At 42.4% G+C, this 21711-nt stretch carries 14 protein-coding genes; 7 read left to right on the top strand and 7 right to left on the bottom strand.

From position 1 onward, the window contains the following. The first annotated feature begins 80 nt into the window (after nt 1–80). The 3 genes from DM09_RS05540 to DM09_RS05530 all read left to right on the top strand — a co-directional run bounded on the left by DM09_RS05540 (nt 81) and on the right by DM09_RS05530 (nt 9104). Nucleotides 81–3887: a DUF3683 domain-containing protein gene (locus DM09_RS05540; RefSeq protein ID WP_038248339.1), complete on the top strand. Its 3807-nt coding sequence runs from the start codon at nt 81–83 to the stop codon at nt 3885–3887. Between the two features lie 320 nt (nt 3888–4207). Then, a complete protein-coding gene (gene metH, locus DM09_RS05535) occupies nt 4208–7885 on the top strand; it encodes a methionine synthase (protein WP_038248336.1) in 3678 nt (1225 codons plus the stop codon). 13 nt (nt 7886–7898) lie between these two features. Continuing rightward, nucleotides 7899–9104 (top strand): ATP-binding protein, encoded by a 1206-nt coding sequence (locus DM09_RS05530; RefSeq protein WP_157753605.1) that lies wholly within the window; start codon nt 7899–7901, stop codon nt 9102–9104. 56 nt (nt 9105–9160) lie between these two features. Here the strand turns inward: DM09_RS05530 and DM09_RS05525 are convergent, their stop codons facing one another. The 7 genes from DM09_RS05525 to msrA all read right to left on the bottom strand — a co-directional run bounded on the left by DM09_RS05525 (nt 9161) and on the right by msrA (nt 15908). Further along, complete coding sequence (locus DM09_RS05525) at nt 9161–9463, bottom strand: type II toxin-antitoxin system RelE/ParE family toxin (RefSeq protein WP_038248330.1); 303 nt, start codon at nt 9461–9463, stop codon at nt 9161–9163. Beyond that, nucleotides 9460–9714 (bottom strand): type II toxin-antitoxin system ParD family antitoxin, encoded by a 255-nt coding sequence (locus DM09_RS05520; RefSeq protein ID WP_038248328.1) that lies wholly within the window; start codon nt 9712–9714, stop codon nt 9460–9462. The genes DM09_RS05525 and DM09_RS05520 overlap by 4 nt, the downstream gene beginning before the upstream one ends. 150 nt (nt 9715–9864) lie before the next feature. Beyond that, complete coding sequence (locus tag DM09_RS05515) at nt 9865–10860, bottom strand: hypothetical protein (RefSeq protein ID WP_157753604.1); 996 nt, start codon at nt 10858–10860, stop codon at nt 9865–9867. Beyond that, a complete protein-coding gene (locus tag DM09_RS05510; protein WP_038248325.1) occupies nt 10850–11407 on the bottom strand; it encodes a chalcone isomerase family protein in 558 nt (185 codons plus the stop codon). Before DM09_RS05510 ends, DM09_RS05515 begins: the two co-directional genes overlap by 11 nt. A gap of 97 nt (nt 11408–11504) precedes the next feature. Beyond that, nucleotides 11505–14858 (bottom strand): transcription-repair coupling factor, encoded by a 3354-nt coding sequence (gene mfd / locus DM09_RS05505; protein WP_038248324.1) that lies wholly within the window; start codon nt 14856–14858, stop codon nt 11505–11507. Nucleotides 14859–14867: 9 nt separating this feature from the next. Further along, entirely contained in the window at nt 14868–15212 is a 345-nt protein-coding gene (locus DM09_RS05500) for a DUF1456 family protein (RefSeq protein ID WP_038248322.1), read from the bottom strand. 150 nt (nt 15213–15362) lie between these two features. After that, nucleotides 15363–15908, bottom strand: coding sequence for a peptide-methionine (S)-S-oxide reductase MsrA (gene msrA / locus DM09_RS05495; protein ID WP_038248321.1), 546 nt, complete (start codon nt 15906–15908; stop codon nt 15363–15365). 203 nt (nt 15909–16111) lie between these two features. On the opposite strand from msrA, the gene clpA reads away from it, so the two are divergent. The 4 genes from clpA (at nt 16112) to ruvA (ending at nt 21709) form a co-directional block, all read left to right on the top strand. Beyond that, nucleotides 16112–18364 carry an ATP-dependent Clp protease ATP-binding subunit ClpA gene (gene clpA / locus DM09_RS05490; RefSeq protein ID WP_051938237.1) on the top strand — a complete coding sequence of 751 codons (2253 nt, stop codon included), beginning with the start codon at nt 16112–16114 and terminating at the stop codon, nt 18362–18364. A 33-nt stretch (nt 18365–18397) separates the two neighbouring features. Continuing rightward, nucleotides 18398–18931 (top strand): tRNA (N6-threonylcarbamoyladenosine(37)-N6)-methyltransferase TrmO, encoded by a 534-nt coding sequence (gene tsaA / locus DM09_RS05485; protein ID WP_038248320.1) that lies wholly within the window; start codon nt 18398–18400, stop codon nt 18929–18931. 42 nt (nt 18932–18973) lie between these two features. Beyond that, on the top strand, nt 18974–21073 hold the full coding sequence (locus tag DM09_RS05480) for a serine/threonine protein kinase (protein WP_051938197.1): 2100 nt from the start codon (nt 18974–18976) through the stop codon (nt 21071–21073). 72 nt (nt 21074–21145) lie between these two features. Beyond that, nucleotides 21146–21709: a Holliday junction branch migration protein RuvA gene (gene ruvA, locus DM09_RS05475; RefSeq protein ID WP_038248316.1), complete on the top strand. Its 564-nt coding sequence runs from the start codon at nt 21146–21148 to the stop codon at nt 21707–21709. Nucleotides 21710–21711: the final 2 nt, after the last annotated feature.

The following is a 21711-nucleotide window of genomic DNA, read 5'->3' as shown; positions in this document are numbered from 1 at the left end:
AACGCTGTTACGCTATCGGCGCTTTTAGAGAAAGTATGTTTGATTTTTTTTGTAGAACTGATGCGCTATGGAGTGGCTTAGTGAGTGAACATATTCGTGAAATACCATATAATTACACGTCATATTCAGACCGTGAGATTGTTAAACGCTTCTTAGGTGAAGAGGTATGGGACGACCTAAGTGTACTCCGTTCACAGCGTAAAACAGGTCGTTCAGCGCGTCTTTTGTTTGATGTTTTGGGCGATGTATGGGTCATTGAGCGCAATATTTTCCTAAAAAACGACTTGCTTAAGCATCCTAAACGCTTAAAGAAATTAAGGTTTCAGCAGCAGAAGCGTATTGATCGCATTAAAGCCAGCGCACAAGATAATCCAAGAGCTACACGGGTAGCTTGCTCCACAGAGCGTATGCTCGAAGACTTTTATGCATGGTTTGATAATGAACCCAAACGCAGACGCAAAGTCAAACGCGCTTTTGCCAAGTTTACCCATAAGAATAATATTCATTTCGATGCTTTTACATTAAGCCATCACGCAACCGATGCGACAGATTGGCGTTCACACTTGCCGTTTTGTGTGCTGACACCCGATACAGCTGAAGAAATACCTGGTTTGATTCGTACGATTCAGCAACAGGGGTTGGTTGTGATTCCGCGTGGTGGTGGTACAGGTTTATGTGGTGGTTCCGTACCATTATCCAATGACTCTGTGATTATCAATGTAGAAAAATTTGATAAGATAGGGAAAGTGGAAACCAGAAACATTGGCGATAAAGGTGAAGTTGCTACCATTTCAGCACAAGCTGGTGCTGTAACAGGTAAAGTGATGGATGCATCCAAACCCCATGTGTTTGCTACTGACCCAACCAGCCTTTGGGCATGTACGATTGGTGGTAATGTTGCATCCAATGCAGGCGGTAAACATGCTGTAATTTGGGGTACATGTGTTGATAACCTATTAAGTTGGAAAATGGTTACACCAGATGGACATTGGTTATTGGTGGAACGTATCAACCATAATATGGGCAAACTGCATGATGAAGCCTTGATACATTTTAAAATCACGAAAACTTCCTCTATTGATGGAACAGTGATATCTGAAGAAAACCTAGATTTGCCAGGGCATATTTTCCGCAAAGAGGGTTTGGGTAAAGACGTGACACGCAAAGCCATGGGCGGTTTGCCCGGTGTGCAAAAAGAGGGTACAGATGGTTTTATTGTTGAAGCCACCTTTATTTTGCACCGTGCTTATGATGTAACCCGAACGGTATGTTGTGAGTTTTTTGGACAAAAACTAGATGATGCAACCCAAGCTTTGGTAAATATTAAAAACCATGTGGACGCGCAAGAAACGGTATTTCTTGAAGGTTTTGAGCATTTTGATGAGAAATACGTTAAAGCCATCAATTATGTGAGCAAATCCACACGTCGCGAACGCCCTAAAGTGGTGTTATTGATTGATGTGTCAGGTGATGATGAAAAAGCTGTGGCACAGACATGTTCGGATATTTGTCGTTTGGCATCTGAGGGTAATGGCGAAGGTTTTGTGGCGATTTCTAAAGAAGATAGAGGACGTTTCTGGGGTGATAGAGGGCGTATGGCTGCGATTGCCAAACACACGCGAGCCTTTAAAATGAATGAAGATGTGGTGATTCCATTGCCACGTTTATCCGAATACAATGATTATGTAGAGTTTCTTAATATTGAAAACTCGATTGGTAATAAAGTTGATATCATTGATGCTTTGTCGGAATACTTTGAAACTACCAAAGATTCGTTAGATTCTGAAGACCAGTTGGTTCGCCAAGAATTAAACCTTGAAGATGATATGTATTTGGCTGAGAAGCTAGATAGTTGTGTGGCGATTATTAAACAAGCACGGCAAAAATGGTGTGATTTATGTAAAGGTTTAAAAGAGCCTGCAACCAATTACGCACAATATTTTACAGATATAGATTTGTTGGAAGACGATACGGTTTTTGGTGTGATTCAGCGTGGTGACTTGTGCATTTCATACCGTGAAGAAGTTGAAAAACCGTTGCTTGAGCACTTACGTGGTAATGAAACATTAGAAAATAAAATCAAAACGATTCACCAGCAAGTATTATCTGGTCGTGTCGTGGTTGCTACCCATATGCATGCGGGTGATGGTAATGTTCATACCAATATTCCAGTGAACTCGAATGACTATATGATGATGCGTAGAGCGCATCATGTGGTTGAAAAGGTCATGCGTAAAGCAGAAGAGCTTGGCGGTGTGATTTCAGGGGAACATGGTATTGGTATTACCAAGTTGGCGTATTTAAATGATGAAGTTTTGTCAGAAACTGCGGCTTATTTGAAGGGCGCAGACCCTGAAGACCTGTTTAACCGTGGAAAACTACAACCTGGTTTGGATTTAAGCTTAACTTACACACCAAGCTTTAATCTTTTAGAACATGAGTCTGTTATCATGGAAGCTGCAGATTTAACAGAGCTTTCGGAAGAAATTTCTCCATGTTTACGTTGTGGTAAATGTAAACCAGTGTGTAATACGCACTTTCCACGCGCCAATATGTTGTATTCACCGCGCAATAAGATTCAAGCATCAGGTGCGATTATTGAAGCCTTTTTGTATGAGTCGCAAACAGGAGCGGGTATATCTTTTGAGCAGTTTGAAGGTTTACAAGATGTGGCTAGCCATTGCACAATTTGTCATAAATGTGAAGCACCATGCCCTGTGGATATTGATTTTGGTGTGGTCACTGAAAAAATGCGCGCCTTGCTTAAAGACAAAGGACAGGCGCGGTTTAACATTGTTTCTAAGTTATCTTTGATGTTTTTGGTCATTCAAAATCCCGATTTGGTCAAGATTGTACGCGAAGTAGGTATTCGTTGGAGTTATAAAGGTCATCAATGGTTGCACAAAGCAGCGAAACTGATGGGCGTTATTAAAGATAAACCTGCGGCAACACGTAACTTGGATGGTATCCAAGCTCAAGTGATTAACTTCGTGGAGCGCCCATTGCCTACCTTGCCACTGAAAACATCAAGGCAAATTTTGGGCATTGAATCGCGTGATAAAAATATGATACCTATTTTACGTGATGCCAATAAAGCTAATGGTAGAGCTGTGTTTTATTTCCCAGGCTGTGGTTCGGAACGTTTGTTTTCACAAGTGGGCATGGCAACCCAAGCCGCACTCTTTGATTTGGGTGTGAATGTGGTGCTTCCACCATCGTATTTGTGTTGCGGTTACCCAAGCACAGCAAGTGGTGATCATGAACAAGGGGATAAGATTACTTATGATAATCGCGTATTATTCCATCGCTTAAAAAATGCATTGTCTTACCTTGATTTTGAAGCCGTGGTGATTTCATGTGGCACATGTTATGATCAGTTAACCAAGTATTATTTGGAAGAAATTTTTCCCGATGCACCTTTGATTGATATTCATGAATATTTAATGACGCAAGGGGTGAGCGTGGATAATGTGCAAGGTGTACAGTATATGTACCATGAACCTTGCCATAACCCACTCAAACGCCATGGCTCTGAAATGGTGATTTCATCTTTGCTGAACAAAAAATCTGTGGAAAGTGAAGAATGTTGTGCTGAAGCAGGTACATTGGCTGCTGCATATCCTGCGATTTCAGGAAAGATTCGCGCCCGTAAAGAAGAAAAAATGGCAGAAGCCAGTGAGAAGCTAGCTTTATTGGGTGATGAACAACAAAAAATCCTAACTTCTTGCCCCGCTTGTTTACAAGGTTTATCACGTTTGGAAGAAAGCTCTGGTGTGGATGCTGATTATATCGTGGTGGAACTGATGAAACAGTTGCATGGTGATGATTGGCAGAAAATATTTGTACAGCGTATTAAAGATGGCGGTATTGAACGCGTACTGATGTAGTTATAGGTTAGAACATAAAAAAAGACGCCCTAGGGCGTCTTTTTTTATGTCTTATCTATTGTGTACTTAGTGATTAACCAAAGCCTCAGCCCACGCTACCTAAGCCTTATGTGCGGCACGGCATCGATATAACTTATTTTCTTCTCCCTTTCTGTACTCTCAAGCTTGTTTTATGCTTAACAAGGCTGTAGATTTTTAATGTTAGTATATAAATAAAAGTAAAAATGTTGTATGTGTAAGAAAATATGATTTTCTTTTGAGAAAAGCTTAATGTGTAATCTAGTTTTGTAATAGCCTAAAGAACTGATAACCTTGCCCTTATGAAACAACTTACCCCTTCACATATAGAAATTATTAAACAGTTACAACAACGCATCCTTCTCCTTGATGGCGCGATGGGAACCATGATTCAAGCTTATAAACTTGAAGAAGCAGACTATAGAGGCGAACGGTTTGCCGACTGGCCATCTGAGCTTAAAGGTAATAACGACTTACTTTCATTAACCCAGCCGCAAATTATTAAAGACATTCACACGGCTTATTTAGAAGCAGGTGCGGATATTCTTGAAACCAACACCTTTAACTCCAACAAACCTTCCATGGCAGATTACGGCATGGAAGAACTGGTGTATGAAATGAATGTAGCGGGTGCAAAATTAGCGCGTGAAGCATGTGATGCGGCAAGTACGCCTGAAAAACCGCGCTTTGTAGCGGGTGTGATTGGTCCCACATCACGTACAGCATCTATTTCACCTGATGTGAATGATCCAGGTTTTAGAAATGTGACATTTATGGAGCTTGTGGAAACTTATAAAGTTGCCACCAAAGGACTTGTTGAGGGTGGCTCGGATATTATCCTTATTGAAACAGTCTTTGATGTGCTTAATGCCAAAGCCGCGATTTATGCCGTTAAAGAAGCTTTTGAAGAGCTTGGTATTGAACTGCCAATTATGATTTCAGGCACCATTACTGATGCTTCAGGGCGTACATTATCTGGGCAAACAGCGACAGCTTTTTATAACTCTATGGCACATGCAGAACCGATTTCTATTGGTTTGAATTGTGCGCTTGGTGCAGGCGAATTGCGTCAATATATTGAGGAGTTATCTAATACTTCTCCATGTTATATCAATGCACACCCGAACGCTGGTTTACCCAATGCTATGGGTGGTTATGATGAAACACCTGAAGAAATGGCTGCCGAAATTGGTGAGTGGGCGCGTTCTGGCTTTTTAAATATTATTGGTGGTTGTTGTGGTACTAGCCCTGAGCATATCCGCGCGATGGCAAAAGCTGTGGAAGGTGTTGCTCCGCGCGTGATTCCCGATGTACCTGTGCAATGCCGTTTATCAGGTTTAGAGCCGTTACATATTGATGAGAACTCATTGTTTGTAAACGTGGGTGAACGTGCCAACGTGACGGGTTCGGCCAAGTTTAAACGACTTGTGATGGAAGGCGACTATGATACCGCCTTGGATATTTGCCGTGAACAAGTGGAAAATGGCGCACAAATCATTGATGTAAACATGGATGAAGCCATGCTTGATGGTAAAGCAGCCATGCGGACTTTCCTCAACCTGATTGCATCCGAACCTGATATTTCTAAAGTGCCTGTGATGATTGATAGCTCGAAATGGGAAATCATCGAAGAAGGTTTGCAGTGCGTACAAGGCAAAGGTGTGGTCAACTCGATTTCACTTAAAGAGGGCGAAGAAAACTTTATCCGCCAAGCTAAGCTGATTCGTAAATATGGTGCGGCAGCTGTGGTGATGGCGTTTGATGAAGATGGGCAAGCCGATACTTTTAAGCGCAAAACCGAAATTTGTGAACGCTCGTACAAAGTGCTCACTGAAAAATGTAATTTCCCTCCCGAAGATATTATTTTTGACCCCAATATCTTCGCCATTGCCACAGGCATTGAAGAGCATAATAACTATGCTGTAGATTTCATTGAAGCCACGGGCTGGATTAAGGAGAATCTATCACATGCCATGGTTTCAGGTGGTGTGTCCAATGTGTCCTTCTCATTTAGGGGCAACAACCCTGTGCGTGAAGCGATTCACTCAGTGTTTTTATATTATGCCATCAAACAAGGCATGGACATGGGCATTGTAAATGCAGGCATGTTGGAAGTGTATGAAGATATTCCAACAGAATTGCGGGATGCTGTTGAAGATGTGGTCTTAAATAAACATCCTGATGCCACGGATAAATTACTGGATATTGCTGAAAAATACCGGGGTGACGGTGTTGTCGCGAAAAAAGCCGATGATGAATGGCGCAAGCTGCCTGTTGCCAAGCGCTTGGAACATGCGTTAGTCAAAGGCATTGATGCTTTTGTTACTGAAGACACCGAAGAGGCTAGACAAGCATTTGATGCGCCGATTGAAGTGATTGAAGGCCCACTCATGGATGGTATGAATGTAGTGGGAGACTTGTTTGGTGAGGGTAAAATGTTCTTGCCGCAAGTGGTGAAATCTGCGCGGGTAATGAAAAAAGCGGTAGCCTATTTGATGCCGTATATCGAGGCAGGTAAGGCTGAAGGTGTGAACTCATCCAACGGCACAGTGTTGATGGCAACAGTGAAAGGCGATGTACATGATATTGGTAAAAATATCGTGGGTGTTGTGTTGCAGTGTAACAATTTCGAGGTCATTGATTTGGGTGTGATGGTGCCAACGGCGACGATTTTGGAAGAAGCCAAGAAACACAACGTAGATATTATCGGTCTTTCGGGTCTGATTACCCCATCCTTGGATGAAATGGTGCATATCGCCAAAGAAATGAAGCGTTTGGACTTTAAATTACCAATTATGTTGGGTGGTGCGACCACATCCAAAGCGCATACAGCCGTGAAAATCTTCCCAGAATACGATGAGCCGATTGTGTGGGTGAAAGATGCATCTCGTGCGGTTGGCGTGGCGCAAAACTTAATTTCTGAGTTAAACCGCGCTGACTTTGTGAAAAATATCCGTGAAGAATATATTGGCGTGCGTGAGCGTTATTTGGGCAGACAAAAACAAACCGATTGGTTGTCTTTGGCAGATGCCCGAGCCAATTCAACACCACTGAATGAGGCTACGATTGCCGCAGCACCCAATAAACTTGGTGTAACGGTGTTGGATGATTTATCCATTGCCGAAATCCGTGAATATATCGATTGGTCGCCATTTTTTGGTGCATGGGAGCTTAATGGTGCGTATCCACGCATCTTAAATGACCCACACAAAGGCAAAGAAGCACAGAAGTTGTTTGATGAAGCCAATGTTTGGCTGGATAAAATCATTGATGAAGACTGGTTTACAGCCAAAGCGATTTTTGGACTGTTTCCAGCCCAAGCCACCGATGATGACACTGTGATTGTGTATGAAGATGAAGCAAAAACCAAAGAAAAAACACGTTTCCATTTCTTACGCCAACAAACGGATAAAAAAGATAAACGCGCCAACCTTTGTTTGAGCGATTTCATCTCCAAATCAGAGCAAGCCCATGACCATATCGGTGCATTTGCCGTGTCTATCTTTGGCGCAGAAGAAAAAGCCAAAGCATATGAAGCCGAGCATGATGATTATGCAGCGATTATGATTAAAGTTTTGGCAGATCGATTGGCAGAAGCATTGGCTGAAATGCTGCACAAACAAGTGCGTACAGACTACTGGGGTTATGCTGCTGATGAGTCATTAAGCAATGACGAAATCATCAAAGAAAAATACCAAGGCATTCGCCCTGCAGCGGGTTATCCTGCATGTCCAGACCACACCGAAAAAGGCACGCTTTGGCAGCTTTTGGATGTTGAGACTAACATAGGCATGGAAATCACTGAATCCTTTGCCATGCTACCAACTGCAGCCGTATCAGGTTTATACTTTGCCAACTCTGAATCGCATTATTTCATGGTGGGTAAAATTAACAAAGACCAAGTCAAAGAATATGCCAAACGTAAAGGTATGAGTATGGATGAAGCCGAGCGTTGGTTAGCACCTAATTTGGGGTATTAAAATGGGGGAAGTAATGTCAATTTTTACTGAAGAGGAAAGTACTTCTTTTGATTGTAAAAAGTCATTTTATAAGCTTCCCGAAACAAAAGTTGAAATGGCAAAAGATATAGCAGCTATGGCTAATTCAACTTTAAAAAAAAATAAAAACAGCACTATTTTAATTGGTAGAAAAGAAGGTGATTTTTATAACGTCTCTTATGATAAAGTTCCAGATGAAGCTGAAATTCAACAAACTATCAACTCGATGCTTGATCCACCAGTTCAGTTTAATGTAAAGAGAGTATCTCACGTTACCGAACAAGGAACATTTTCTCTGTTACAATTTGTAATCCCTTATAGCTCTCGGAAGCCACACTTATTTAAGAAGTTTAGTGATGGTCGTTTAAAGAAAAACTTTGAAGGCCAATGCTATGTTAGGCGAGGGTCTAGTACAGCGATTGCGAACAGAGTAGAATTGGCTGAAATTATTCATGATGCAGATGGTAGTCTTAACCCATATAGGAAGTTAATTGCTTATGTAGAAGCTCAGCAAAAGGCTGGTGTTCATATATCTACAAAGGAACTTGAAAGTCTTTTATTTAAAGGTCACCATATTCCATCTTTAAGCATACCAATGCGTTCATCTGGCTACTCTCAAACAAATAGCTTTGGGGTGAGTGTGTATAGAGAGATGCTTTCTCATAATATTTCCGAAGAACACAAAAATCTTTTTATTGAAATGACAGAGCTAATGGATGCAGATGATAATGATTTAGCTGAAATTACGTTTAATAAAATTGTAAAAGTTGAGGAGTCCCTAAGTTGTTGCATAGCAGGTGGAGTACTTTTCTCAAGGCTTAAAAATTCTGAGAAGTCAGAAGAATTGTTTAAACGCGCATTTGATTTAGCTCCTGATTATGCATATTTAAACTTTAGGTATGCTGAGAAGCTATATTTAAACAATAATGAAGATAAATCTATTCTGTTTTTTGAACGTTGCATTCAGTTTTGTGATGATTCTTCTTTAGATATTCTTAGTGGGGCACTTTATTGTTTAGCTATTATATATGTTAGGAATCATGTAGTCGGTCGGGCAGAAGAACTTTTGAAAAAATTTTTAAGTATTCATTTGGAAGAAGATAATGAAAGATTAACTGCGCAGGACATATTAGCAGCTATAAACTCGGGTGAATGGAGAGAAATTTGGTCAGTGAGTGAGTCCCTTGCTTCATGGAAATGAGAGAAATTCGGGAACATATATAAAATCGGGGACATATATGCGAATTCGGTGACAGTTTACTTAATTCTTGAAAGTTGAGTCTCAAAATCCATACGTTGATGCAAGATGTTTACAATGATGACCATGTTTGGTTTTACGCTATAAAACACCACATGTTTACCAACCGCAAAGCTACGAAGTGAAGGGTTAATTTCTGGGCGTTCTTTACCTTGTGTAGGATGTTTGGCAAGTAAATGAAAGCAATCATCCAACTGTTTAAGGTAAACATTGCGCTGCTTCTTTCCCCATGCTTGTTCGGTGTAGCGGGCAATGTTGGTTAAGCTGGTTTTGGCATTAGGCGTGAGCTTGAAGCTGCTCATACCTTGGCTTTGTTATCCAACTCATCAATAAAAGAATCGAGAGAGTAATCAGCAAAGTTGCCGTTTTCCATATCATCAATGCCCGATTGCAAAGCTTCTTTAAGCCTTGCTAGCTTCATTTGCCGATATTCTTCGCGTTGCTTATGCAAACGAATAGCTTCACGCACCACTTCGCTGGCGTTGTTGTAGTCATCGGTTGATGCGCAATCGCGCACATATTGTTCTAGGCTAGGGGTTAAGCTTACATTCATGGCATTGCCTCCTTAATCAAGGTTGATGAGCTTATCATTATGAATCTGTAGGTTTATGTCAAACTTTGTTATCAATGATTGTTATCTTTTGTGGGTTGTACGTTTAGAGCGTGACGAGAAGTTAGTGAGTTGCATTGCGGTTATCGATGATTAATAATCAAAATCGATGCCTAAACCGAGTGAATAGTAGGGTGTTGAATAATCGGATAACCTTTCCATAGGGCCGTTGTGTATTTTGAGATACCAAGGGATGCTCCACGAATCACTTTTAGAGCCTGATAATACAGTGATTTTCAAATCAACGGATGCGTCGCTTAAACCTTTGTCGCCGACTGTGACATCTAAGCCCATGCCAATCGAATCCAACACGCTTCTAAAAATAGGCTCATCAAAGCGTTCTGTGAAGGAAAGGGTAATGCGGTCAAAATCACTGAATTTTGTCGGCGTTCCTGCGAGAGGCCCCCATGTGATGGATGCTTCTTCGTCTTGTTGAAGGACGTAGATTTTATAACTGACAGAAAATTTACCTTGTTCGGTAAATCCTTTGCCGCCTAAGGCTAGGGTGATGTAGTTGCCAGATCTACTTAGGGCATCAAAGTATTCATGTTTACTTTGGTTGTATTCAATTTGTGTTAGGTATTGCCCCGCTGCATTTTTTAAATCCGCACTAATCACTTGCCCATTGGACCTATGCTCAAGGCTGATGCCCCACCAGCCTATGGCTTGTGAAAGGTCTGTGTTTTCCCAAACAAAATGAATTGCAGGGTTGTTTAACCTATTAATAATTGGTTTGGATGCGCGCACAGTATCATTGCCTGTTTCATACATATAAAAATCAAATGCAGTTGTATAACTGACAAAGATATTCATGCCACCGACATCTTGAGCGGGGCATAACGTTTGTTTTAGAAACTTCCCTGGTTTATTGCTGCAATTAAAGAAGTCATACCTAAAGGAGAAATTGCCTGCCAAGGCTTTTTCATCACCAGATGTTTGTTGAACAATCAATACTTCATTGTCCTTATAAGAATGAAAACGCCCATTTTCGGCTGCATAAACATGGCTAAAGGGCATAAAAAGTATTAAAAGTATGATGTTAAACAACAGCATGGGCGGAAGAGGGGACTTTATAGGTTTAATCTTCACCTAACATAGCTTCTTTGAGGTCGCCATCGGCAGGTTTTTTGCCCAACCAAACGGCGAGCAAAGCCTGTTGAAAATCTTCTCCTGCAATGCTGCCCACTTGTTTATCATTGATCATGACCGTGGTTGTACCATCCGTATTAAAATCATAGGTCACAGAATCACCTTTTTGCATGTCGTGGAAGAAGCTATTAAATTGATTCAGCCTCGCTTGTAGTTGCGCAAAGTTGGTTTTGCTGTTTTTTTCAAAACCTTTTGTCCAGCCATGGGTCAACTTATCTTTGCTGACTTCATCATATAAAAAATACATCCAAACACGTTTGTTGGTTTTGCTGTTGATAGCTGTTTCTGCAGACTGTGTTTTGCTTGGTAAATACAAGGCACCAATGTAAATATCGAAGAAAAACTTGGTGCGAACGCCTGCACCATTAAGCACCAATGTTTGCTCGCCTACATTTGCTGTATCGGCAACTTGTACGTCTTCAACTTCAACAGCGTGTGCATTGGTGACCAAACCCAAAATTAACCCAACCATCCATAATATTTTCATTATCAAGACTCCCACATCCATTATTCAACATGCTAACCAAATAACATTAGTTCAAATGAAATGGTTTTACAATGGAAGTTCGCTTTAAGATGTGTTTTTAGCTGATGATTTCATCCAAAAAGTCAGCAGTTTGTTGTAAACGGGCGCGTTTTTCTGCTTGGGTTAATAATGTGAGCTGACCATCTGGTGTGAGGCGGAAACGATTGGGTTCTTTTTGTACACGCTGCATCAAGGCCATGGGTTCAATGGGTGATTTCTCGGTGAATGTGAAACGTACACCTGTAGGTAGTGCATCCACGGCTTTTAAGTGCAGTCGTTGTGCGCGCCAGCGGATTCGCGCATTCTCTAAGCAATACAACGCTTCATCGGGCAGTTTTCCAAAGCGGTCGGTAAGTTCTTCAAACAACATGGATACTTGTTCATCGCTTTCAACCCGTGCAATGCGGCGATACAATGCCAAGCGTTCCCCTACTTGGGGTACATAGTCAGGCGGCAATATGGCATTAACACCCATTTCAACTTCTACAGCATCATGGGGCACAATCGATTTCCCTTTGGCTTCTGCCACGGCTTTGGACAACATATCCATGTATAAATCCAAACCTACGGCATCCATGCGACCGCTTTGTTCTGAGCCTAGCAGATTACCTGCGCCGCGTATTTCCATGTCTTGTCGGGCAATCATAAAACCTGCGCCTAATTCCGAATGCTCGGCAATGGCTTGTAGCCTATCTCTGGCATCGGGCGTCATGGCTCTAGGGTCTGGGGTGAACAAATAGGCATAAGCTTGCCTATGTGAGCGACCTACACGCCCGCGAATTTGATGCAATTGTGATAAACCCAACATATCAGCGCGCTCAACCAACAAAGTATTGGCATTGGCAACATCCAAACCTGACTCGACAATGGTGGTACATACCAATACATGCAATCGACCTTCATAAAAATCCATCATTTGTTTATCCAGCTCGGCTGGCGACATTTGACCATGGGCAATGCCAACTTGTGCTTCGGGAATATCCTCACGTAACCTATCGGCAATGCGGGTGATACTTTTGACGTGATTATGCAAATAATAGACTTGACCACCACGATACAATTCACGGCGAATTGCCTCATTCACCAAATGCACATCATACTGGCAAACCATGGTGCGAATCGGTTCACGTTCGGCTGGTGGTGTGCTGATAATGGAGACTGAGCGCAAGCCTGAAAGGGTTTGATGTAAGGTGCGAGGAATAGGGGTGGCGGTAAGGGTTAACAATGCCACGGTGGCATGCAGTTTTTTCAATTGTTCTTTGTGTTTTACGCCAAAACGTTGTTCTTCATCAACAATCACCATACCCAAATCAGCAAAGTCTGATTGGCAGGATAACAAACGATGTGTGCCAACAACGACACGGACTTCACCGCTTTTTAAGCCGTTAATCAGGGCATCACTTTCCTTTTTGGTTTGTAAACGTGATAACAATGCCACTTTCAAACCCAAACCAGAAAACCTATCACTAAATGCTGCGGCATGTTGGGTGGCCAGCACGGTGGTGGGGGCTAAAATAGCGACTTGTTTGCCTGACCGTGCGACAACAAATGCAGCCCGCATCGCAACTTCTGTTTTACCAAAACCCACATCACCACAAATGACCCTGTCCATGGGTGCAGCCTTGCTTAAATCATCAAGCGTGGCTTCAATAGCTTGTAGCTGTTCATCCGTTTCTTCAAAGGGGAAACGGGCACAAAAAGCATCGTAATCTTCTTGGAAATCAGAGATATGAATTGGCGTACGCTTGGCTTGCTGTCGCGCTGCATCAATGGCAATCAATTCATGTGCCATTGCCAATAAGTCTTTTTTGACGCGCTCACGTGTTTTTTTCCACTTGTCTGAGCCAAGTTTGTTTAACGGTGGATTATCATCACCCGTATAGCGGTGCAATCTATCTAACTCTTCTACAGGTAGATAAATACTGGTGCCACCTGCGTATTCGATGTGCAAAAAGTCGGCATGCACATCATCATCTTCCATCGCCACCAAACCTTTGTAGCGCCCCACGCCATGGTCTTCATGCACCACGGGATCACCCGTTTTTAGCTCCTGCAATGAGCTAAACAAATCGGCACGAATGGTGACCGAGCTTTTGCGGCGGCGTGGCAAACGTTGCCCGAGCAACTCTTGCCCAGTTAAAACAATTTTCTTCTCATCTTCAAGGATAAAACCAGCTTCTAAAAAGCCTAGCGAGGTGACGACTTTTTTATTCAGCCAGTCGTATAAACCTTTGACTTCATAAATGTTTTTAGACAGTGAGCTGCATACATCCAACATGCGGGCTTGTTGCCCCATGCTGTGGGCAACCAACATCAACTTCCAATCATCATCCAGTTTTTCTTGCAGCCAACTCAGCATGGCTTGCACAGGTTTGGCTGATGACTGCCAACGGATAATACTTGGCGCAGCTTGGATATGTGCTTCGGTTTCTAAATGTAAGACTTGGGTGTTAGTTTCAAGTGCATAAAGCTCTTGTGGTGCAATGGATGGTTCACCATTCATGCGTACCATTTCATATTGTCCGCGCACTTGTTCGGCAAAACTTTCGCGTTTCTCTTCTAAGCTATCCACGCTGTATATTTGTGCAGACTTGGGCAGATAATCAGGCAATCGGGCTGTTTCAGGGTAGGTCAGTGGCAATAATGCTTCAATACCAGGGTGCAAACGTCCTTTTTGCACAGCGGAAAGCATGGGGTGGGTACGATGCTGTGGAAAACGTGCGCGAAATGCAGCGGTAAAGGTTTCTACGCCTTGCCCATCCAAAATTACTTCGCGTACAGGTACAGAGGTAAAACTGGTTAAATGCTCAGCAGAACGCTGGGTTTCAGGGTCGAAATAACGTATGGATTCGATTTCATCATCAAATAAATCAAGACGAAGTGGTTTGTCTTCGGTGGCTGGCCAAATATCCAACAGACCACCACGCATGGCAAATTCACCTTGTACCAATACCCGTTCGGCAGCTTGCATACCCGCCTCGGCTAACTGGTGGGTTAACTTTGCGATGTCTAAGGTTTGCCCGACTTCCAATTGCCAAACATGGGCTGCGACCACTGGTTTGGGTGCAATACGATGCAACCATGCAGGTAGAGATGTGATGAGAATACCTTGGGCTTTGGGCGTGTGTAGTAGTCGCCCCAATGTTGCAAATCGTTCGCCGACAATGCCGTGGTGCGGGCTTACCCTATCATAGGGCAATACTTCCCAAGCAGGGAAACGCCATAATAATTCGGGTTTATCTTGAAGAAAAAAAGATAATTCTTCAGCTAAAATGCGATATGAGCGTACATCAGGGCAAATCCAGACATGTAGGCGGCTGCTTTTTTTAGCGCGTTTGGCTAAGTCATAGGCTAAACCGACTTGAGAAAGGTTGGCAGATATGGGTTCAGGGGTAGTGCTGTTGTTTGGCATGTTCAGGCTTTAATCGTTTTCAGTGTCTCTAAGGGCAAGTTGTGCTTCGGCAACCAAACTCTCCAACTCAACCAATACATCAGCACTGCTATTGATAATTAGGTTTTCAATACCTTGGGGTACGAGGCTGGGTTCATCAACTTCACCGCGCCAATAAATAATTAAACCATTCATGAATGCTTCAAGCTGTTCATCGCTCATTTTTTCATAGTTCTTGTTTTTTGCGCCTGCAGATAGGGCTTTAATGGCGCTGCTGCTTAGCTCTAAACCGCCCAAAGCAAAGATATCTTTGATTTCAAACTGCTTTAAGCCATTGGCAATACAAACTTTTTTATATACAACATTATTTTTCATGGCGCGAGGCTAACAGAGTGAGTAAGTCTCGTCCTCTATTGAAGGAGAGAAGTTTAAAAACCTTTTTAACCGTCACTCTCGCGTAGGCAGGAATCCACACAAAGCCTTGCAGACACTGGATTCTCGCCTACGCGGGAAAGACGGGGGGCTTTAAGAAAGGCTAGAGCTTTTCCATACTTTTAAAATAAAAGCATCACGCCCTGAACCAATGCGGTAGCGTTGGTAATGTTCGGGGTTCTTTTGATGGTAGTTTTGGTGATGCTCTTCAGCGGGATAAAAGGAAGTGTAGGGTTTGATGGCGGTGACAATGGGTTGTGAAAAGCGTTGGCTGGCTTCTAAGTCTTGTTTGCTTTGTTCAGCTAAGGCTTGTTGTTCATGGTCATGGTAAAAAATAGCTGAAGTGTAGTGATGACCTCTATCGTAAAACGAGCCGCCTGCATCTGTGGGGTCTATTTGTTGCCAAAAGGTGTGTAATAAAGTGTCATAATCGACCTTGTTGGTATCGTAAGTGATTTGTATGGCTTCAACATGACCTGTATTGCCTGCGCAAACTTGTTCATAAGTTGGATGATCAACATACCCACCCGAAAAACCAGAAACCACCGATAAAACACCGTCTATATTGGTAAAAGGTGAAACCATACACCAAAAACAACCACCTGCAAATGTTGCTTGTTTTTTAGTATGTTGTGTCATGTATGCTCCTTATTGTGTTGAAAGTCACTTCATATATAAGCCAGTATCATATAGTCATAGACTATACTTGATATTTGTATAAATGTAAGCAATATATAGATATAGAAGATATCCATTGCTTTCAGGGATTAGGTTTTGTTAGTTTTGGCATTGGTTGTGCGTAAGTAGTGTAAAAGAGATGCATGAAACATGGAGTTGATGATATGGGAATTTTGAGTGAACAGTTAGAGCAATCATTGAACAATATCTTTCGTGCTGCGCATTTAAAGCGCAATGAGTTTGTCACGATTGAACATTTGTTATTGGGTCTTTTGGATAACACAGAGGCTTATGCGGTATTAGAAGGTTTGGGTGCTGATATACCTTTTTTACGCCAAGAATTGGAAGAATTTATTCAGACACATGTCACGGTATTACCCGAAGATAGTGGTGATACTATTGCCAGCGTGGGTTTACAGCGTGTGATTCAGCGGGCTGTGATGCATGTGCAATCTGCAGGTAAAGATGAAGTGACGGGTGCCCATGCTTTGGTGGCAATTTTTTCCGAAAAAGATTCGCATGCGTGTTATTTCATGAATAAGCAGGGTATTACACGGTTGGATGTTACTACATTTATTGCCCAAGGTTTGGATAATGTACAATCATCGATTTCGCATAATATTGAGTTAGGGCATGTAGGCAGTGAACAAAAAGATGCATCACCGCTGGGTAAATATTGCGAAAACTTAACAGATAAAGCCTTGTTGGGTGAGTTAGACCCTTTGATTGGGCGTGACGAAGAGTTAAACCGCTGTATGCATATTCTTTGCCGACGTAAAAAGAATAATCCGTTGTTGGTTGGTGAAGCGGGTGTTGGTAAAACAGCCATTGCTGAAGGTCTTGCCAAACGTATTATTGATGAAGAAGTGCCTGATATGCTGCAAGATGCGCAAGTGTATTCATTGGACATGGGCGCACTACTTGCAGGCACCAAATACCGTGGCGATTTTGAAGAGCGCCTTAAAGCTGTGCTTGCAGCACTCAAAGCTGAAAAGAATGTGATTTTATTTATTGATGAGATTCATACCATTATTGGTGCAGGTTCGGTCAATGGTGGTGCTATGGATGTGTCCAATTTATTGAAACCAGCGCTGGCAAATGGTGAGTTGCGCTGCATGGGGGCAACCACATACCAAGAGTTTAGACAAACCTTTGAAAAAGAAAATGCATTGTCGCGCCGCTTCCGTAAGGTGGATGTATTGGAACCAAGCATTTCAGATACGGTAAATATTTTAAATGGTTTGAAATCACGTTTGGAAGCACATCATCAGATTAAATACAGCCGCCCTGCGATTGCTGAAGCAGCCAAACTTGCAGCGCGTTATATTACCGATAGGCATTTGCCCGACTCAGCAATTGATGTGTTGGATGAAGCAGGTGCTTCGGTACACTTAAAAGATGCGGGTAAACGCAAAAAACAATTGGGTGTACAAGATATTGAAGCAACCGTGGCATCCATGGCGCGTATTCCTGCACGTCAGGTATCCACTTCGGATAAAAAATCGTTGGTGAATTTGGAGCGTAACCTTAAATTGTCTGTGTTTGGACAAGATGAGGCCATTGGTCAACTTTCGGCAAGTATCAAATTATCAAGGGCAGGGCTTGGATCACCTGAAAAACCCATTGGTAGCTTCTTGTTTACAGGGCCAACAGGTGTGGGTAAAACAGAAGTTGCCAATCAGTTGGCGCGTATTATGGGCGTGGAATTGATTCGTTTTGATATGTCCGAATACATGGAATCGCATGCGGTTTCGCGTTTGATTGGTTCGCCTCCAGGTTATGTGGGTTATGAACAAGGTGGTTTGCTCACCGATGCGATTAATAAACACCCGTATTGCGTGTTGTTGCTTGATGAAATTGAGAAGGCGCATCAAGATATTTTTAATGTGTTATTGCAAGTTATGGATCATGGTACCTTAACCGATAATAATGGTAAATCGGCAGACTTTAGGCATGTGATTTTGATTATGACCAGCAATGCAGGTGCATTTGAAATGCAAAAAGAAAGCATTGGTTTTAGTTCGGTAAGTAATATTGGCAAAGATGAAGAAGCCATCAAACGTTTGTTTACACCAGAGTTTCGCAACCGTTTGGATGCAATCATTCCTTTTGCCCCATTATCCGAAGATGTGATTATGCATGTGGTGGATAAATTTATCATGGCATTGGAAATGCAACTTCAAGACAAAAAAGTGGAGTTGGATATTACACCTGCGGCAAGGAAATGGTTGGCGAAAGAAGGTTATGACCCATTGATGGGTGCGCGACCTATGGAGCGTTTGATTCGTGAACAAATCAAAAAAGCTTTGGCAGACCAAATTTTGTTTGGTGACTTACAAAAAGGTGGTGTGGCTACGGTGGATGTGGATGGTGAAGCTTTGGTGGTGCAACGGGCTGAAGAGGCTTGTGAAGAATAAGCTGAAAACCTTTGCCAATAAACATTTGTACGTATGAGTTGGCGTAACCCCAGCTATAAAAAAGATGTCAAAACCTATGCTGCAGATGCCACAAATGAAGACGTGGCTCAGCAAAGCATTTGTCTAGAGCCTATTGGTGTGGTGGATAGCCCTTACCAAGAGCGTTTTGCTACACCCAGACAACCTGCGTATGCCGTTGAAGATAAGTCAGGTAAAATTGTGCTCCATGCAGGGCATAATTACGAACAAGCTTTGCAAGATTTACAGACTTTTTCGCATATTTGGGTGATCTATTGGATGCACTTGAATCAAGGTTGGAATCCATTGGTGAAACCACCACGGGACAAACAACATAAACATGGTGTGTTTTCTACACGGGCGCCACATCGCCCCAATTCGATTGGTTTATCGCTTGTGTCGTTAACATCTATACAAGGAAGAACATTGTTTATTGGCAACCATGATATGCTAAATGGAACACCCGTGTTGGACATTAAACCTTATATCAAAGAAGCGGATATGCAGGAAAATGCTAACAACGGGTGGATAGATTTACTCAAAGCTTAATCAACCTTTGACTTTCAACCATTCAATTCAATAATCAAAGCCATGAAATGTCCTGCTTGTGGTACTTGGTATCCTGATCAAAAACTTTTTTGTTTGTCATGTGGTGATTTATTATCAAATAAAGATGGCAAAGTACGCTTGGGTGAATACCTCTTGCTTGAGAAAATTGGCCAAGGTGGCGTGGGCGTGGTGTATCGCGCCCGTCATGAGGGCATCAATCAAGAAGTTGCTATCAAACTGCTGAATCACAGTAGTTTTGGTGATACGCAGCACATGCAACGCTTTAAACGTGAAATGCGATTGCATGAAAAATTAGAACATCCGAATATTATTCATCTGATTGATGTACTCGAAGAGGGTGAAGTGATGGCGCTGGTGATGGAGCTGTTGCGTGGCTGTAGCTTAAAAGAATATGTTATTCATAAAGGTGAATTACCTTTGGGCGAAATTATTTATGTGGCTCAAGCTGTGCTTTCAGCCTTAGAAGTTGCCCATCAACAAAATATCATTCACCGTGACTTAAAACCCTCCAATATTTTCTTAACCGATCAAGGTGAAGTGCAGCTGATGGATTTTGGGTTAGCCAAATCAACCACCAGCAATGAAGATATTACAGCAAGTGGTATCACGGTTGGCACCTATTTATACATGGCTCCAGAACAGATTTTGGGCAAAGAGATTGGTGCATTCACAGATTTGTATGCTTTTGGTATTGTGTTGTATCGCATGGCAACGGGGATTTTACCCTTTATGTCCACGGGTGGTGGTGAGTTTGAAATTATGGAAAAACAAGTTCGGCATCAAGCTGAACACCCGAAAAAACTCAACCCTAATATCCCTGATGCGCTTGATGATTTGATTATGCATTTATTGCAGAAAGACCCGCAGCAGCGCCCTAAAGATTGTGCTGAAGTGATGTCGCGCATTGAAGAACTTGGTGAACCTGAGCGATTAAGCATTGATTTAACTGATATGCAAAATGGTGAAAATAGTGTTTCAACATTGTCGGATTTAAACCAAACCGTGATGGAGCAAGAGGAGAGTACGGCAGCGCTTATTGAAGCAGAAGAAACAGAAGAAGAGAGTATGACTGATACAGTTTCATACAATACATTGCTGGGTGCTTTTCTTATTGAGTCGCCTGCTGCTCCAGAATCACCACCCTTTGATATGCGGCACCCGCCAGCTTTAAGTCGTGATACATTAACACATTTGCGGAAAGCCATTGCTAAAATACCACCTTTACCTGAAGTTTGGTATCAAGTGCAGGCGATTTTTGATGATATTGAGTCTTCACCTGCTGATTTAGCCAAGGTCATTGCGCAAGATGCTGTTTTAACGGCTAGTATTTTGGAAATATGTAATTCTGCAGCTTATTTGCCAGCTGGGGCAAACCCTGTGACTGATGTTGCGCTGGCGTTAGCTCGGGTAGGTATGGGTGGTGCTGAAGCCTTGATTCTTGGTGAAATTATTCCCGAGTTTGGGGGCATTAAAAAATCATCTAAATATGTGCGTAGGTTGTGGTTCCATGGGCAAGCTATTGCCATGATTGCCAGTACACTTTCTGATTATAGTCAGGTGGTGGACAGTCAATCAGCAACCATGTTTGGTCTTTTACATGATATTGGTAAGTTGGTGATATTACATGCCGAACCAAAGGACAAGCTTGATGCACTGAAAGCTGCGATTGATGCTGGTGAAGATGTATTGTCAGCGGAGTTGCATGTATTGGGTTATAGTCATATCGATGCAGGTATGATGCTGGCATTGCATTGGAAATTACCGAGAAAAGTACATCGGTTTATTTATTATCATCATTTTCCTTGCTGGCAAAACCCACAAAGTTGGCCGCCAGATATACAAGCGTCCACCATGTTAATTCATATCTCACATTTGTGTTTAAGCTCACTTTTGGCAGAGGAACATCAAGATGTGCGTGGTATGCAAAATTTAGGTACACCCTTAGACCATGTACACGATGGTATATGGCAAGATAGTTTCCGTTCGCATGTGCCTGGTTCAGAATCTATTATGCGTAAACCATTGCATTTACCAATTACCGATGCCTCGTTATACAGTCAATTACGGGTGCAGGTCGAGCGTTTACAACAAGCGTTTCCTGATTTGTATTCAGGGGCTTAGTCATCACTTGTATGCTTGCTCAATGCTTGAAGACTACGCATTATACGCTGCGTGTATTTTGGGAGAGATTGAATGATTAGTTGGCTTTCTGGCGCTGTGCTTGAACTGGACCCATCAGGTAGTGTGGTATTGAATGTAAATGGTGTGGGTTATGAAGTTTTTGTGAGTATGCAAACACTGGTGGGCCTAAAAGTAGGGGCGCAGGTTAGCTTGCAAATTCATAGTTATGTGCGTGAAGACCAATTTACATTGTTTGGTTTTAGCGACCATAAAGAGCGCACCCTGTTTCGTAGTTTGAACAAAGTATCGGGTATTGGTGCAAAAACGGCATTAAATCTCATGTCTGGTATGAATGCGGCGGACTTGATGCAAGCCATTGAAAACAGTGATGATGTGGCGATTGCACGAACACCTGGTATTGGCAAAAAGACAGCACAACGTTTGATTTTGGAGCTTAGGGGTAAACTTATTGCTGCTGATACAGCAGTAAGCACAGGTGGTGGTTTGCATCATGATGTGAAGTCGGCATTGGTCAACTTGGGTTATAAACCTGCACAAATCGATAAAGTACTTAAAAGTGTGGATAGTTCGCTGGATTTTGAAGCCATGTTTAGGGCTGCACTGAAAGCCTTATGAAC

Source organism: Ghiorsea bivora, assembly GCF_000744415.1.
Taxonomy (GTDB): Bacteria; Pseudomonadota; Zetaproteobacteria; order Mariprofundales; family Mariprofundaceae; genus Ghiorsea; species Ghiorsea bivora.
This window is presented reverse-complemented; position numbering and strand designations above follow the sequence as displayed.